Annotated in this window: 14 protein-coding genes; all 14 read right to left on the bottom strand. The window is 71.2% G+C overall.

The window, feature by feature from the left end:
* Window positions 1-924, bottom strand: a complete 924-nt coding sequence (gene gspK / locus KF707C_RS25365) for a type II secretion system minor pseudopilin GspK (protein ID WP_003451830.1) — start codon at window positions 922-924, stop codon at window positions 1-3.
* On the bottom strand, window positions 917-1,507 hold the full coding sequence (gene gspJ, locus KF707C_RS25360) for a type II secretion system minor pseudopilin GspJ (RefSeq protein WP_003451833.1): 591 nt from the start codon (window positions 1,505-1,507) through the stop codon (window positions 917-919). Before gspJ ends, gspK begins: the two co-directional genes overlap by 8 nt.
* Window positions 1,504-1,881 (bottom strand): type II secretion system minor pseudopilin GspI, encoded by a 378-nt coding sequence (gspI, locus tag KF707C_RS25355; protein WP_003451836.1) that lies wholly within the window; start codon window positions 1,879-1,881, stop codon window positions 1,504-1,506. The genes gspJ and gspI overlap by 4 nt, the downstream gene beginning before the upstream one ends.
* Window positions 1,868-2,353, bottom strand: a complete 486-nt coding sequence (gene gspH, locus KF707C_RS25350; protein WP_003451838.1) for a type II secretion system minor pseudopilin GspH — start codon at window positions 2,351-2,353, stop codon at window positions 1,868-1,870. Before gspH ends, gspI begins: the two co-directional genes overlap by 14 nt.
* Window positions 2,354-2,355: 2 nt before the next feature.
* Entirely contained in the window at window positions 2,356-2,790 is a 435-nt protein-coding gene (gspG, locus tag KF707C_RS25345) for a type II secretion system major pseudopilin GspG (RefSeq protein WP_003451841.1), read from the bottom strand.
* Between the two features lie 15 nt (window positions 2,791-2,805).
* A complete protein-coding gene (gene gspF, locus KF707C_RS25340; RefSeq protein ID WP_003451844.1) occupies window positions 2,806-4,008 on the bottom strand; it encodes a type II secretion system inner membrane protein GspF in 1,203 nt (400 codons plus the stop codon).
* Between the two features lies 1 nt (window position 4,009).
* A complete protein-coding gene (gspE, locus tag KF707C_RS25335; RefSeq protein ID WP_003451848.1) occupies window positions 4,010-5,479 on the bottom strand; it encodes a type II secretion system ATPase GspE in 1,470 nt (489 codons plus the stop codon).
* Window positions 5,476-7,374 (bottom strand): type II secretion system secretin GspD, encoded by a 1,899-nt coding sequence (gspD, locus tag KF707C_RS25330; protein WP_003451851.1) that lies wholly within the window; start codon window positions 7,372-7,374, stop codon window positions 5,476-5,478. The genes gspE and gspD overlap by 4 nt, the downstream gene beginning before the upstream one ends.
* Complete coding sequence (locus KF707C_RS25325; protein ID WP_003451854.1) at window positions 7,371-7,904, bottom strand: type II secretion system protein N; 534 nt, start codon at window positions 7,902-7,904, stop codon at window positions 7,371-7,373. Before KF707C_RS25325 ends, gspD begins: the two co-directional genes overlap by 4 nt.
* Before the next feature lie 3 nt (window positions 7,905-7,907).
* Entirely contained in the window at window positions 7,908-8,423 is a 516-nt protein-coding gene (locus KF707C_RS25320; protein WP_003451858.1) for a cytochrome b, read from the bottom strand.
* Between the two features lie 70 nt (window positions 8,424-8,493).
* On the bottom strand, window positions 8,494-10,065 hold the full coding sequence (locus KF707C_RS25315) for a lytic polysaccharide monooxygenase (RefSeq protein ID WP_096368064.1): 1,572 nt from the start codon (window positions 10,063-10,065) through the stop codon (window positions 8,494-8,496).
* 226 nt (window positions 10,066-10,291) lie between these two features.
* Window positions 10,292-11,863: a lytic polysaccharide monooxygenase gene (locus tag KF707C_RS25310; RefSeq protein ID WP_096368075.1), complete on the bottom strand. Its 1,572-nt coding sequence runs from the start codon at window positions 11,861-11,863 to the stop codon at window positions 10,292-10,294.
* 142 nt (window positions 11,864-12,005) lie between these two features.
* A complete protein-coding gene (locus KF707C_RS29980; RefSeq protein ID WP_081608090.1) occupies window positions 12,006-14,135 on the bottom strand; it encodes an ATP-binding protein in 2,130 nt (709 codons plus the stop codon).
* An 18-nt stretch (window positions 14,136-14,153) separates the two neighbouring features.
* Window positions 14,154-14,795: a response regulator transcription factor gene (locus KF707C_RS25300; protein WP_003452720.1), complete on the bottom strand. Its 642-nt coding sequence runs from the start codon at window positions 14,793-14,795 to the stop codon at window positions 14,154-14,156.
* Between the last annotated feature and the right edge of the window lie 24 nt (window positions 14,796-14,819).

Below are 14,819 nucleotides of genomic sequence, written 5' to 3'. Positions count from 1 at the left end.
TCAGTCCTCCGAGGTGGGTTCGGGCGCCAGCAGGGTGCGGCGCAACAGCTCGACGCGGCCGTCATCGTGGGTGCGGAAGTCGCTGGCCAGGCGCAGGCGGCGGTCCCCCAGGCTGACGTCCAGGCAGGCGCGGAAGTGCCGGCTGGAGAGGCCCAGGCCGAGGCGCTCGATGGGCCGGCCGTGGAGCGCCGGCTGTTCGAGGAAGGCCTGCAGGCTGGGCCAGCCCTCACGCGGGCGCGCCGCCACCAGGGCCTGGGCGCTGGCCAGGTCGAGGCCCTCCAGGGTGGCCAGTTGTATCGCCGGCGCGGTGTTGAGGTTCAGCGCCTCGCCGCCGAGGGTGGCGACCTGGGGACGCAGGCGTCGCAGTTCGGCCGCATCCAGGGCGTCCAGCCGTGCCAGCTCGCTGCTGTCGGCGAAGCCCAGGAGGCCGCCTCCGGCCGCCGGGGGCGCCGGCAATCGGGCGGGGTCGTGTGGCGGCACCTCGAGCAGGGCCAGCAGGCGCTGGTAGCGGGCGCGCAGGGTGGCGTCGGGGGCCAGGCGCAGGCTGTCCAGGTCGAAGCGCGCGGAGAGGTCCTCCAGGTGGACGCGGACCTGTCCGCCGCCGATGTCCAGGGTGCCGCCCCGGGCCCAGCCCTGCGCCAGGTTGACGCTATGGGGCTCGGCCTGCGCGTCGGCGGCGGGGGTGTCGCTGGCCGGCCGCCGGGCCTTGTCCCGGGCCTCGGCCAGGTCGGCGCGCAGCCGCTCGCGGGCCCAGGCCTCGCCGCTCAGGGCCATCTGCCAGAGTTCCAGTTGCCGCATCTGGCTGGCGCTGCTGACCAGGGTCAGGCGCTGGCGCGCCAGCATGTCGCTGACGATCAGGGTCACCAGGGCGGTGATGAGCAGGACGCTGATCAGCGCCACGCCTCGTTCACGCAACCTAGTCATCGCGCGTGGGCTCCGTATCGGCGCCGGGCAGCAGGATCACCCGGCGCAGCTCGGGAAAGCCCGGGGCGTCCAGCTCCAGCACCAGGGCGCGGGGCAGGGACAGGGGCTCGCCAGCGGCCGGCCAGGCGTCCTGGAGCCGCCCTGCGGCGTCCACGTACTGCAGGCGCCGGAGCGTCACGCCATCCAGCAGGCGCTGCCGGCGCAGGACGCCCCCTTCCAGCGGGCGGAACTCGCGCCACCACTGGCCCTGTTCCCAGCGATGCTCGACCGCCAGCACCTCGCTACGGGCTTCCAGCAGGGGATTGGCCCAGCCGCCACGCACCAGGCGGACCCGGTCGGCGCGGCCGATCAGCGCCTGGCGCCGGCTAGGGTCGTCGGGCAGGGGATGGGCCATGGCCTGCCAGAGGTCCCGTTGCAGCAGGTCCATGGCTCGCTGCAAGCGGCGCCACTGGCGCTCGTGCTGCTGGATGCGCTGCTCGCCGTGGGTCACCCGCTCCAGCAACTGGTAGCAGGCCAGCCCCAGCAAGCTGAACAGGGCCATGGCGATCAGCACTTCCAGCAGGGTGAAGCCGCGCGGCCTCATGGCGCGTCCCCCAGCAGGCCTTCCAGGTGCGCCCGCTGGCGCGGTGGCGTGCCGGGCAGCGCCACGTCCAGGGCCACCCGCAGCAGGTGCGGGGACCGGGCGCCGCCGGTCTCGCTGAACAGCAGCCACTCGCGGCCGGCGAAGGTGATGCGCTCCTGCTGCAGGCCGGCCCTGGGGCGCTCCAGGCCGCAGCGCAGCTCGTTCATACGGTTGTCCGCCAGCCACTGGGCCAGGCCGCGCTCGGTCAGGGCGCTGCTGGTGCCGGCGATGTGGCCGGCGGCGCTGTAGAGCGCGACGGACAGGGTGGCGAGGATGGCCAGGGCCACCATCACTTCCAGCAGGGTGAAGCCCGCCGCGTGCTCAGGGCTGTTCAAGGCGCACCTCCTCCAGGCCATCGCTGGACAGGCTCAGCAGGGGCTGGCCCCTGAATTCCAGGTGCAGGGTGAAGGGGGTCATTTCATCACTGGAGAGCACCAGCAACTGCGGCCCCGCTTGCTCGCCAGGGCGTTCCGGCGCGGGTTCCAGCCGAAGGCGCAGGTCGTCCGGCAGGCGTTGCGGGCGATAGGCCGGATCGGGTCGCCAGCGGCCAGTGCCATCCAGGCGCCAGACGCTGTAGCCATCGACATCCAGGCGCAGGCCATGCTGGCGCTGGTGGCTGACCGCATCGTCCCGCAGCAGGCCGATCAGCCCGCGCAGCCGATCCGCCTCATGGCGCGCCCGGCGGCTGTCCTGGCCGCCCTGGGCGAGCCCCACCAGGCCCGCCATCAGGCTCACCAGCAGGATCACCACCAGTACCTCCAGCAGGGTGAACCCGGCCGGGCTGCGGCGGAAAGCGGCCTCGCCCATGGTCAGAGGTCCCAGTTGCCGATCTCGGCATTCACCCCCTCGCCGCCGGCCTGGCCATCGGCGCCGAAGGAGTAGAGGTCATAGGCGTTGCCGTGGCTGCCGGGGGCCAGGTACTGGTAGGGGCGGCCCCAGGGGTCCAGGGGCAGGCGCTTGAGGTAGCCGTCGGGGTTCCAGTTGCGCGGCGCCGGCGTGCCGCCGGGCTTGCTCACCAGGGCTGGCAGGCCCTGCTGGGTCGTGGGGTAGCCATGGTTGTCCAGCTTGTAGATGTCCAGGGCCATGGCGATGGACTTGATGTCGCTGCGGGCGGCGGTGGCCTTGGCCTGGTCGGGACGACTCATGATCTGCGGCACCACCAGGGCGGCGAGGACCCCGAGAATCACCACCACCACCATGATTTCGATCAGGGTGAAACCCCGTTGCTGCGTCGGCTTGTGCATGCGTGTTCCTGCCTTTCAGGCGATCAGTTGGTTGAGGCTGAGGATGGGCATGAGGATCGCCAGCACGATGAGCAGCACGCTGGCGCCCATGAACACCAGCATGGCGGGCTCGAACAGCCCCACGAGCATCGCGATGCGGTTGGCGAGCTGGCTTTCCTGCTGGCGGGCGGCGCGGTCGAGCATGGCGTCCAGCTCGCCGGAGCGTTCGCCGCTGGCGATCATGTAGAGCATCATCGGCGGGAACTGGCCGCTGCGCTCCAGCGCCCGGGTCAGTCCGCCACCTTCGCGCACGGCACGGGCGACGTCTTTCAGACAGGTCCTAATCTGCTGGTTGGCCACCACTTCGGCGGCGATCTCCAGGGCGTCCACCAGGGGCACGCCGCTGCGGCCCAGGATCGCCAGGGTGCTGGTGAAACGGGTGCAGTTGCCGGCGCGGATCACCCGCCCCAGCAGCGGCAGGCGCAGTTGCAGGCGGTGCCAGGCGAGGCGCATGGCCGGGCGCCGCAGCAGCGCCCGGGTCCCTCCGAGCGCCCCGGCCAGCGCCAGCAGCAGGTACAGCCCGCTGGCCTGCAGCCCCTGGCTGGCGGCGATCAGCAGGCGGGTCAGCCAGGGCAGCTCCTGACCGCTGTCGACGAACACCTTGACCACGTCCGGCACCACGAAGCCCAGCAGGAAGCCGACGATGCCCACGGCCGCCACCAGCAGGATCGAGGGATACAGCAGGGCCAGCTGGATCTGCTGGCGGGCCGCCTGGCGCGACTCGGTGTAGTCGGCCAGCTGCATCAGGACCTGGCCCAGGTGCCCGGCCCGCTCCCCGGCGGCCACCGTGGCCCGGTACAGCGGCGGAAAGGCGCGGGGGAACTCGGCCATGGCCCGGGCCAGGCCGTGGCCCTCCAGCACCCGCGCGCGGATCGCCAGGACCATGGCCTGCTGGCCGCGCTTCTCGCACTGGGCGGCCAGGGCCGCCAGCACCTCCTCCAGGGGCAGGGCGGCCTGCACCAGGGTGGCCAGTTGCCGGGTGAGCAGGGCCAGCTCGGCGGCGCCGAGACCCCGGCGGCTGGAACCGCCGCGACGGTCGCCTCGGGTGGGACGCAGGCGCAGGGGGATCAGCTGGCGATCCCGCAGCAACTGGCGGGCGTGGCGTTCGCTGTCGGCCTCCTGCACGCCCCGGCGCCGGCGTCCGGCGCTGTCCATGGCGAGGAATTCGTAGGCGGCCATCTCAATCCTCCCGGGTCACGCGCAGCAGTTCTTCCAGGCTGGTGACGCCGGCCAGCACCTTGTCGCGGCCATCCATGAACAGGCTGGGGCCATGGCGGCGGGCGTGGCGGGTCAGTTCGGCCTCGCCGGCGCCCTGGTGGATCAGCTGGCGCAGCGGCTCGTCCAGCAGCACCAGTTCGTAGAGACCCTGGCGACCGCGATAGCCGCTCTCCTGGCAGGCCGCGCAGCCCACCGGCTGCCACAGCCGTGGCGGCCGCCCGGGGTCCAGGCCGAGGTGCCGGCAGGCGGCGGCATCGGCCGTGACCTCGGTCCGGCAGTCGGGGCACAGGACCCGCACCAGGCGCTGGGCCAGCACCCCCACCAGGGAGGTGCAGAGCAGGAAGGGCTCGACGCCCATGTCCACCAGGCGGGTGACCGCGCCCACGGCGCTGTTGGTGTGCAGGGTGGAGAGCACCAGGTGGCCGGTGAGGGAGGCCTGGACGGCGATCTCGGCGGTCTCGCGGTCACGGATCTCGCCCACCATCACCACGTCCGGGTCCTGGCGCAGGATGGCCCGCAGGCCCCGGGCGAAGGTCATGTCCACCCGGGTGTTGACCTGGGTCTGGCCGATGCCGGGCAGGTGGTACTCCACCGGGTCCTCGATGGTGAGGATGTTGCGGGTCTGGCTGTTGAGGCTGGCCAGGCCAGCGTAGAGGGTGGTGGTCTTGCCGGAGCCGGTGGGGCCGGTGACCAGGAGGATGCCGTGGGGCCGCGCCAGGGCGCCTTCCAGGCGCGCGCGGGTGGCGGCGTCCATGCCCAGGCGTGTGAGGTCCAGGCGTCCGGCCTGCTTGTCCAGCAGGCGCAGCACCACCCGCTCGCCATGGGCCGAGGGCAGGGTGGAGACCCGCACGTCCACCTCGTGGCCGGCGATGCGCAGGGCGATGCGGCCATCCTGGGGGATGCGCTTCTCGGCGATGTCCAGCTTCGCCATCACCTTGATCCGCGACACCAGCAGTCCCGCCAGCTCCCGGCGCGGCCGGAGGATCTCCCGCAGCAGGCCGTCGATGCGCAGGCGCACCGAGAGGTGCTGCTCGAAGGTCTCCAGGTGGATGTCGGACGCCCGCGCCTTCACCGCCTCGCCCAGGATGGCGTTGATCAGGCGGATGATCGGTGCGTCGTCCTCCTGCTCCAGCAGGTCGGTGGTGGCCGGCAGCTGCTCGGCCAGGCTGGCCAGGTCGTCGCCGCCGGCCATGGCCTCGCCCAGGCCTTCGGCCACCTGCTGGGCGTCGCCCTGGCCGTCCTGGTAGTGGGCGGCCAGGCGCGCGGCGAAGGCCTCGGCGTCCAGCGCCCGGTAGCGGGACGGCTCGCCATGGCGGCGGCGCACCTCGGTGAGGATGGCCAGGGGCGTGTCGGCGCGGCAGAGCAGTTCGCCGTTCTCCAGCAGCAAGCCGTGGCGCCGGGCGTAGCCGAAGGGCAGGCGCGCGGCGCTCATGCCCCGGGCTCCCCGCGCATGTCCAGCACCGGGCCGTCGTCGGCGTCGAACAGCTGGTGCGGGTCATCCGGCAGGCGCAGGCCGCTGGCGCCGCGCTGGCCATTGCCCAGGCGCCGCAGGTGGTCGTAGCGGCGCTGGCCGAGGTCCGTGGCCGAGGCGCTGCTGCGCAGCAGGGTCGGGCGCAGGAAGACCATCAGGTTGGTCTTTTCGGTCACGTCCTTGCTGGAGCGGAACAGCCGGCCCAGCAGGGGGATGTCGCCCAGCAGCGGCACCTTGCTGACCTGGGTCTTGACGTTGTCCTTGATCAGGCCGCCGATGACGATGATCTGCCCGTCGTCGGCGAGGATGGTGCTCTTCACCGAACGCTTGTTGGTGATCACGTCGCTGGTGGAGATGCCGGCGGGGGCGGAGGCCAGCTCGGAGCTCTCCTGTTCCACCTTCAGGCGCAGGGTCCTGCCGTCGTTGATGTGCGGGGTGACCTTGAGGGTGATGCCGATGTCCTTGCGCTCCACCGTGGTGAAGGGGTTGGAGGCGCCGGCGCTGTCGGTGGTGTAGGAACCGGTCTGGAAGGGCACGTTCTGGCCCACCAGGATCTCCGCCTGCTCGTTGTCCAGGGTCAGCAGGCTCGGGGTGGACAGCAGGTTGTTGTTGGAGTCGCTGGACAGCGCCGTCACCAGGGCGGCGAAGTTGGCGCTGCCGAGGCCGATCACGGTGCCGTCGGGCAGGGCCGGGCGCTTGCCGTCGGCCAGCCTGTCCAGAAGCGAGCCGATGGCCAGGCCGGTGCCGCTGGACTGGCTGACGCCGGCCAGGTTGCCGGAGCGGGCGGCCCACTGCACGCCGAGGGCGTCGTTGATGTCGCCGCTGACCTCGACGATGGCCGCCTCCACCAGCACCTGGGCGCGGGGCTGGTCGAGCTGGCCGATCAGGGTCTCGAAGACCCTGAGCTGGCTGGGCTCGGCCATCAGCACCAGGGCGTTCTGGCTCTCGTCGGCGCTGATCAGGATGGAGCCGGCGCGTCCCTCCTTGCCGCCCTTGCCCACCTCCATGCGCTTGCCGATGCCGGCCAGCAGCTCGGCCAGCTGCTTGGCGTCGCTGTGATGCAGGCGCACCACCCGTGCCCCGTCGGCGGCGTTGCCGGGGACGTCGAGCATCCGCGCCAGGCGTTCCATCTGCGCGCGCGCCTGGCCCGGTCCGATGAGGATCAGGCGGTTGCTGCGGGCATCGGCCACGGCGCGGGCCCCGGCCGGGCCGCCGTTGGCCTGGCTGACGCTGTCGGAGAGAGTCTGGGCCAGGTCGCCGGCCCAGGCGTGTTCCAGCTTCAGGGTGGTGAAGGCGCGCTGGCCGGCGCCGTCCAGTTCCTCCACCAGATGACGGATGCGCTCGACGTTGCCGGCGCTGTCGGTCACCACCAGGGCATTGGCGCTGTTGGACGGGGCCACGTAGCCATCCACCGCCACCAGGGGCCGGACCACCGCCGCGACTTCGGACGAGGCGGCGTTGCGCAGGGGCAGCACCGCCGTGATGAAGGCGTCGCCGGCGGTGCCGGCCTGTCCGCTGGCGCGGCTCTTGGCATCGGCCACGGGCACGATCAGCACCCGGTCGCCCTGGTCCAGCGCGGCGTAGCCCTGGCTGCGCAGCACGCTGAGGAACAGGCTGTAGATGCCCGCCTGGTCCAGGGCGGCGTTGGATTGCACCGTCACCTTCCCGCTCATGCGCGGGTCCAGGACCATGGTCTTGCCGGTGATTTCGCCCACCTCGCTGACCAGGTCGCGGAGTTCGGCGTCCTTCATGTTCAGGGTCCACTGCCGGGGCGCGGCGGTGTCGGCATGGCTGGCCAGGGGTGAGAGCAGGGTGCCCAGCACCAGCAGGGCGCCGGTCAGTCGGGGCAGGTTCATGGCGATTTCTCCGGCAGGGATGAGGGCGCCCCGGCCCTGGGGGCCAGGGGCAGGAAATGGCGGTTGGCGCGCTGGGGGAAGTCCAGGCGGTATTCGCGGCCGTCGCGCTCGATCAGCACATGGTCGGCGGCCACCGCGCGCAGCACGGCGCCTCCGGGCAGCGACTGGCCCGGGCGGTAGAAGGCGCTGCCGGCGCTGGAGGCGAGCAGGGCCCGGGAGTGTTCGGGGCGTGATTCGGCGAAGCTCGCCAGCAGGCTCAGGGACAGCGCCCGGGCGGTTTCCTCGGCGCTCATGCGCGGCCCTGGCGGCAGCACGCCGAAGAGTTGCGCCACCAGGGCGTGGTCCAGGGGGGCGCTGGCCGTCCGCTGCACCTCGGGCGAGGCGAGGACCTGGGGCCGGTGGGCGGCGATGGCCGCGCGGTAGTGCCAGGCGTCCTGGCCCAGCCAGGCCAGCCAGGCGCCGAGGGCGAGGGCGCCGAGGGCCGGCAGGACCCGCAGCGGCAGGCGACGGAGGCGTTGGAGGCGGGCCATGGTTCAGGGCTTCATCCGCGCCAGCACCCGGTGCCCGTGCCACTGGTGGATCAGCACGGCACCCACATGGCCGCCCACCAGCAGGGCGAGGACCAGGCAGGCGTGGTGGTGGACGCTGTTGAAGAAGTCGAGCAGCACCGGCTCGGCCAGCGGCTGCGGCAGGCTGGCCTGGCCGAAGAGGTCGATGGGGCGGTCCATCATCAGCACGCCGCTCAGCAGCACGGCAGCGGTGGCGACATACAGCGCCAGGTGCCCGGCCCGCGCGAGGAAGCGGCCGAGGGCGCCGGCGTGGACCCCGTCGTCCGGGCCTGGCTGGGCCAGGGCGCAGGCGATGCGCAGGAGGAAGACCGGGATCAGCAGGGTGGTCAGGGCCACATTGAACTGGCTGATGCCCCGGGCGATGGGGCCGGGCAGCGGCCAGGCGGCATTGGCGTAGCCCGACAGGCTGGCCCAGAGGATGACCAGGGCGGAGCTCCAGTGCAGGAGCGCCCGGGGACGGGAATAGCGGGTAGGGGACATCGGATCGGTTACCGGCTGGGGGAAGGTGGCGCCGTGCGCCACCTTCCGGTCTCGCTTGGGGGGAAGCCTGTCAGAGGCGTTTCCAGGCCATCGTCCAGCTGCTGCCTACGCCCGGCTCGAACTGGTTGGCGCCGGGGGTCCACTGCTTGCAGTAGCCGCTGCTGGGGAAGTGCAGGCACTGGTAGGTGTGACCATCCTTGGCCAGCACGACGGTATCGTCGGTGTACTTGGCCAGGCCATCGGGGAACGCATAGTCGTACTGGACACCCGGGCCCGGATTCCCGCCGTCGCCAGGGTTGCCACCGTCGCCGGTATTGCCGCCATCACCGGGCGTCTCGCCGCCCTGTTCGGCCAGCAGGCTGAAGCTGTGGGTCTTCTGCAGCGGCTCGCCCTTCTTCGGCGTGGCGAGCACCACCAGGTCGTAGCGGCCGGCCTTCGCCGGGTCCAGGGTCAGGTGGAAGTGCGGGGCGTTGTTCTGTGCCTGGTGCTGGCGGGCGATGCTCTCGCCCTTGGCGTTGTAGACGGTGGCGTCCATCTGGAACTCGCCGCCCTGGGCGATGGCGGTGAAGTGCAGGTCGGCCTTGCCGTCCTTGATCGGGTAGCTCGGTGCGAGTCCGGTCAGCTCCAGGCTGGAGGGGATGCTGGGCTGCTCCTTCTGGATCTCCACGCGCACCACGTCGCTGTCGGCCTTGACCTGGATGCCGTTGCGGCCATGGTTCGGCACCACCTCGCCGTCCTTGTTCAGCTCGCCCATCTTGTAGCCCAGGTTGGCGGCGTTGACCTTCCGGGCCAGCAGGTAGGGCCAGTTATCGGCCTGGGCCTGGTCCTCGTTCTCGATCCGCAGCTGGGTCTGGCGGCCGGGCTGTTCACCGGCCTTGGTGAACACGCGGGTTTTCACGGTATCGCCCACTTCCAGCGGTTCCGGCTGCACGGCGCCGATGACGTTCCACGTGGGTGCCGGCGGGGTCACGCCGCCACCCGGTTTCTCGATGTTCACATCGACGGTCTGGTAGAAGGTGTTGGCGGTGTCGGCGATGCGCCAGGTGGCCAGGATCACGTGGTAGCCGCTGCGGTCGGCCGGGATGTTCAGGCGGTGGGTGGAGGTCCCCTGGGACACCGGCTTCTCGTTGAGGCCCTGGCTGAAGTCCTCGTGGAGCAGCGGGGTGGGTTCGAAGGCATCACGGGTCAGGGGTTGGTTGGGGTTCCAGTCCTTCTTGGTGATGTAGAACTCCCAGTAGGCGGTGGCGTGCCCGGCGGTGTACTTCCAGACGAAGTCCATGGGGCCGGGCTTGATGGTGGTCTTGGTCCAGCGGGTGGCGGTCTGCTCGTTCAGCGGACCGTACTGTGGGATGCCCCCGGCGGCGATGAAGCCGTCGGCGGGGCCGCATTCCATGAAGCTGCCGCCGCAGTAGGCGCCGTTGTTGTGGTGGGCCACGGCGGGGCCGTACTCGATGCTCTGGGGCTCCCACTGGATCGCGCCGCAGTTGGCGTTCTGGTTGCCGCCAGCGGCGGCGCAGAGCATGGCGCGGGATTTCGGGCTCTGGATGTAGCCGTGGGAGAAGGCCTGCTGCGAGGCCAGGGTGGCGAGGCCGATGGCCAGGGCCAGGGGCAGTCTGCCCAAGGAGCGCTTGCGATTGCTCATGGTGTTCCTTTGCTCGGGGATTCCGGGGTTGCTTGGCGCCAACGGACCCGGCTGGCCGGGAAGCGAAGGCGGGGTGCAGGATGCCGCCGCCGTTCCCGTCGAGGTATTGGACAAGTCCGAGTGTGACCGTCCGGTTCGCAAACCCCGGGAGAGCCCGGGGGAAAAGCCGGGAGCGTGGCGCGGGGCGCCACGCTCCGGAGGTTGGCAGGGGGGATTCAACGGCCCGTCAGAGGCGCTTCCAGGCCATCTTCCAGTAGAGGCCCACACCCGGCTCGTACTGGTTGGCGCTGGGGCTCCATTGCACGCAGTAGCCGCTGTTGGGGAAGGGCAGGCACTCGTAGCGGTTACCGTCCCTGGCCAGCACGGTGGTGCCCGCGGTGTAGCCCTTCAGGCCCTCGGGGAAGACGTGCTGGTAGTGGCCGCCATGGCCCGGCTGCTCGACTTCGCCCGGATCGCGGTCGTCGCCCGGCTGGTCGTCCGGGACCGGCGGTTCCACGCCCTGCTCGGCGAGCAGGGTGAAGCTGTGGGTCTGCTGCAGCGGATCGCCCTTCTTCGGCGTGGCGATCACCACCAGGTCGTAGGCGCCGGCTTCCGCCTTGTCCAGGGACATGTGGAAGTGCGGGGTGTTGCCGCGATCCTGGTGCTGGTAGGCGATGCTCTCGCCCTTGGCGTTGTAGACGGTGGCGTCGACGGTGAAATCGCCGCCGTGGGCGATGGCGTTGAAGTGCAGGTCGGCCTTGCCGTCCTTGATCTGATAGCTCGACGCCAGGCCGGTCAGGTCCAGGCTGGACGGGATGCTCGGCTGCTCCTTCTGGATCTCCACGCGCACCACGTCGCTGTCGGCCTTGACCTGGATGCTGTTGCGGCCGTAGTTCGGCACCACCTCGCCGTCCTTGTTCAGCTCGCCCATCTTGTAGCCGAGGTTGGCGGCGTTGACCTTCTGCGCCAGCAGGTAGGGCCAGTTGTCGGCCTGGGCCTGGTTGTCGCTTTCGATCCGCAGTTCGACCTGGCGGCCGGCCTGCTCGCCCGCCTGGGTGAACACGCGGGCCCTGACGGTATCGCCCACCTGCAGGGTCTCCGGCTGCACGGCGCCGATGACGTTCCACGTGGGCGCCGGCGGGGTCACGCCGCCGCCCTGTTTCTCGATGTTCACATCCACCGTCTGGTAGAAGGTGTTGGCGGTGTCGGCGATGCGCCAGGTGGCCAGGATCACGTGGTAGCCGCTGCGATCGGCGGGGATGTTCAGGCGGTGGGTGGAGCGGCCACCGTCGCGCGGCTTCGGGTTGAGGCCCTGGCTGAAGGCCTCGTGGAGCAGCGGGGTGGACTCGAAGGAATCACGGGTCAGGGGCTTGTTGGGGTTCCAGTCCTTCTTGGTGATGTAGAACTCCCAGTAGGCGGTGGCGTGGCCGGCGGTGTACTTCCAGACGAAGTCCATCGGGCCGGGCTTGATGGTGGTCTTGGTCCAGCGGGTGGCGGTCTGCTCGTTCAGCTGGCCGATGCCGTTGAGGCCGCCGGCGGGAATGAAGCCGTCGGCAGGGCCGCATTCCATGAAGCTGCCGCCGCAGTAGGCGCCCTTGTGCTGGTGGGCGGCGTGGGGGCCGTATTCGATGCTCTGGGGCTCGTACTGGATCGGGCCGCAGTTGGCGTTCTGGTTGCCGCCCACCGCCGCGCAGAGCATGGCGCGGGATTTCGGGGTCTCGATGTAGCCGTGGGAGAAGGCCTGTTGCGAGGCCAGGGCGGCGAGGCCGACGGCGAGGGCCAGGGGCAGCTTGCGCAGGGAGCGTTGGGTGTTGGACATGATCTTCCCTTGTTGGATTTCCGGATTGTCGGGGCCCACGGCGCCGGCGAACCCCCTGGGTCCGGCCGTCTCCGTAGGTGCCGGCAGGATGCCCTCGGGACCCCGCGTGGCCCATGTGACAAGTCCGAGTTCACGCGGCGGCTCAGGTCCCGCCACGCCGGCGGCGCAGGCCCGCCAGCAGTTGCTCCAGGCGCCGGCGCAGCAGGGACCGGGCGCGCGCCAGGGCCTGCGGGTCGCCGGCCCGCTCTAGTTCGCGGCAGGCCCCCAGCAGTTCGGGCGCGTCAATGGTGCAGGCCAGGCCGCTGAGGCGATGGGCGTCCTGGGCGATGGATTCCGCCCGGTCGCCGGGCGGGCAGGCGTCGAGGGCGGCCAGCTCCGCCTGCAGGGTGCGCTCCAGTTCGTCGAGCAATCGCTCCAGGGCCTGGGCATCGAAGCCCGGCAGGCGTTCCAGATGGCCCAGGTCGAAGCCGGCGGCGACCTCCCGGGGGACGATCGCGGGCAGCACCTCCCGCAGCGCGGCCAGGGTCACCGGCTTGATCAGCAGGTCGTCCATGCCCGCCCGCTGGCAGCGTTCGGCTTCCTGGGCCACGGCGCTGGCGGTGTAGCCGATGAGGGTGGCCGGCGCGCGCCCCTGTTCGCGCTCCCAGGCGCGCACCGCGCTGGCCAGGGCGTAACCGTCGAGGCCGGGCATGTTGCAGTCGCTGATCAGCACGTCGAAACCGCCGCCCTTCCAGGCTTCCAGGGCCTCGCGGCCGCAGTCGAGGACCCGGGCGTCGTGGCCCAGGGCCGCCAGTTGCTGCTGCAGCACCAGGCCATTGACCGGGACATCGTCCACCACCAGCACCCGCAGTCCGGCGGCGCCGGGTTCGCCCGCCGGTGCCGGCGACGGCGCCAGGGCCTGCATCGCGACGCCGCCCTGCTCCCATTCCGCCTCCAGGGTGAAGCCGATCCGGCAACCCTGGCCGGCGTCGCTGTCCAGGTGGATGCGTCCGCCCATCAGCCGCACCAGCTGGTCGCAGATCTTCAGGCCCAGGCCCGAGCCCTTGCCGAGGGAGGAGATCTCCCCGTGGGCCTGGCGGTAGGGCTCGAAGATGTGGGGCTGCACGTCCCGGGGGATGCCGATGCCGGTGTCGCTGACGCGGAACTCCAGGCGGCTCAGGCCCGGGCCGCCGTCACGGGCCCGCACGGCCAGTTCCACATGACCGCTGGGGGTGAACTTCAGGGCGTTGCCCAGGAGGTTGTGCAGCACCTGGCGCAGGCGCAGCGGGTCGAGGCGGTAGCGGCGCTCGGCGGGCAGGGCGCAGCGCAGGCGCAGCGCCACCCCGCGCTGGCGGGCCTGGGCGGCGAACAGTTCGCGGCTGCCCTCCAGCAGGGGCACCAGGTTCGTGGGGCGGGGCTGCAGGTGCATCTGCCCTGACTCGATCTTGTCCAGGTCGAGGATGTTGCCGATCAGCTCCATCATGGCGTTGGCCGACTGCTGGGCCACCCGCAGGTTCTCCGAGGGTGCCGGGGTCCGGGTAACCTCCAGCTCCAGCAACCCCACCAGGGCGTTCAGCGGGGTGCGCAGCTCGTGGCTCATGGCGGCGAGGAACTCGCCCTTCGCGGCGCTGGCTTCCAGGGCCTGGCGACGGGCTTCGCGGAGCGCCAGCTCCAGGCGCTTGCGCTCGCTGATGTCGATCCAGCCGCCGAGCAGGCCCTGGAGGCGGCCCCGGGCGCTGTAGAAGGGCACCAGCCACTGGTAGACGTGGTGGGGCCTGCCGTCGCGCTCGATGCAGCAGTCGAAGTAGCGCGGCTGGCGATGCTCCAGCAGCCGCTGGTGCTCCTGTTCCAGCAGTTCGGCGAGCCCCGCCGGGGCCAGCGCCTGCTCCTGCACCCGGGTGCCCCGCAGCGCTTCGAGGGTGCTGCCGAAGAAGGTTTCGTAGGCGCGGTTGCAGGTGGTCAGACGGCCCTCCAGGTCGCGCACGTAGAGGGGCGTCGGCAGGCCGTTGAGCAGCGAGAACTGGAAGGCCAACTGGTCCTGGAGCAGGTTCTGGGCGGCACGGCGCTCGCGGATCTGGACCTGCAGGCGCCAGTTCCACAGCAGCGACAGCACCACCACCAGGGTGATCAGCAGCAGCGTCTGCCAGACCCCGGTGGGCAGGTGCCTGGCCTCCTCAAGGAGGACGCCGGGCCGGGGCAGGCGCGTGGGCAGCGGAAGCGCCCAGCAGGTCAGGGGCAGCAGGCAGGCGCAGGCCGGCATCGGTCGTCGGAAGCGCCGGAGGCGGGAAGGCATCGAGGTTCTCCGAGCGGCTCAGGCCAGGCCATGTTCCTGGATATAGAGGTACAGGGCGGCGTTGGTATCCAGGCCCAGCTTGCGCATGGCGCTGGTCTTCTGCGCGCTGATGGTCTGCTTGGTGCGTGCCAGCTGGCTGGCGATCTCGCCGATGCTGAGGCCGCTGCCGTACAGGCGCAGGACTTCCACTTCCCGTGGCGATAGGCCGTCGGCCTCGGCCAGGGGCTTGCCGTACTCGGCCTCGCCGAGGGCCAGCAGGCGGCGCAGGGAGGGGGACAGGTAGGGCGCGCCGCGACGGCCGCGAATGGCATGGGGCAGGTCCTGGAGCAGGCCGCGCTTGCTCACCAGGCCCTGGATGCCCAGGCGCAGCAGGGTGGTGATCAGGGCCGGGTTGTCGAGCATGGTGACGACGATGATCGCCAGCTCCGGGTAGCGCCGGCGCAGCCGCTGGATCAGGCGGATGCCGTCCACCTGGCGGCTGCCGGGCATCATCAGGTCGGTCACCAGCAGGTCGCAGTCCTGCTGTTCCAGGCGCTCGAACAGGGCGTCCGCGCTGTGGGCCTCGGCGACCACCTCAAGGTTGTCGCAGGTGGTCAGCAATGCACGCATGCCGATCAGGGTGATGGGATGGTCATCGACGATGAGGGTTCGGGTTCGCATGGCAGGTAGGTCCTTGGTATTCGT

The organism is Pseudomonas furukawaii, assembly GCF_002355475.1.
In the GTDB taxonomy this organism is placed as follows: Bacteria; Pseudomonadota; Gammaproteobacteria; order Pseudomonadales; family Pseudomonadaceae; genus Metapseudomonas; species Metapseudomonas furukawaii.
Note: the sequence above shows the minus strand (reverse complement) of the source record. Positions and strands in the feature narration are given on the sequence as shown.

Bases quoted from the DNA above. Each gene is read 5' to 3' on its own strand.
- gspK (WP_003451830.1), bottom strand. From the start codon at position 924: ATGACTAGGTTGCGTGAACGAGGCGTGGCGCTGATCAGCGTCCTGCTC.
- gspJ (WP_003451833.1), bottom strand. From the start codon at position 1,507: ATGAGGCCGCGCGGCTTCACCCTGCTGGAAGTGCTGATCGCCATGGCC.
- gspH (WP_003451838.1), bottom strand. From the start codon at position 2,353: ATGGGCGAGGCCGCTTTCCGCCGCAGCCCGGCCGGGTTCACCCTGCTG.
- gspG (WP_003451841.1), bottom strand. From the start codon at position 2,790: ATGCACAAGCCGACGCAGCAACGGGGTTTCACCCTGATCGAAATCATG.
- gspF (WP_003451844.1), bottom strand. From the start codon at position 4,008: ATGGCCGCCTACGAATTCCTCGCCATGGACAGCGCCGGACGCCGGCGC.
- gspE (WP_003451848.1), bottom strand. From the start codon at position 5,479: ATGAGCGCCGCGCGCCTGCCCTTCGGCTACGCCCGGCGCCACGGCTTG.
- gspD (WP_003451851.1), bottom strand. From the start codon at position 7,374: ATGAACCTGCCCCGACTGACCGGCGCCCTGCTGGTGCTGGGCACCCTG.
- KF707C_RS25325 (WP_003451854.1), bottom strand. From the start codon at position 7,904: ATGGCCCGCCTCCAACGCCTCCGTCGCCTGCCGCTGCGGGTCCTGCCG.
- KF707C_RS25320 (WP_003451858.1), bottom strand. From the start codon at position 8,423: ATGTCCCCTACCCGCTATTCCCGTCCCCGGGCGCTCCTGCACTGGAGC.
- KF707C_RS25315 (WP_096368064.1), bottom strand. From the start codon at position 10,065: ATGAGCAATCGCAAGCGCTCCTTGGGCAGACTGCCCCTGGCCCTGGCC.
- KF707C_RS25310 (WP_096368075.1), bottom strand. From the start codon at position 11,863: ATGTCCAACACCCAACGCTCCCTGCGCAAGCTGCCCCTGGCCCTCGCC.
- KF707C_RS29980 (WP_081608090.1), bottom strand. From the start codon at position 14,135: ATGCCTTCCCGCCTCCGGCGCTTCCGACGACCGATGCCGGCCTGCGCC.
- KF707C_RS25300 (WP_003452720.1), bottom strand. From the start codon at position 14,795: ATGCGAACCCGAACCCTCATCGTCGATGACCATCCCATCACCCTGATC.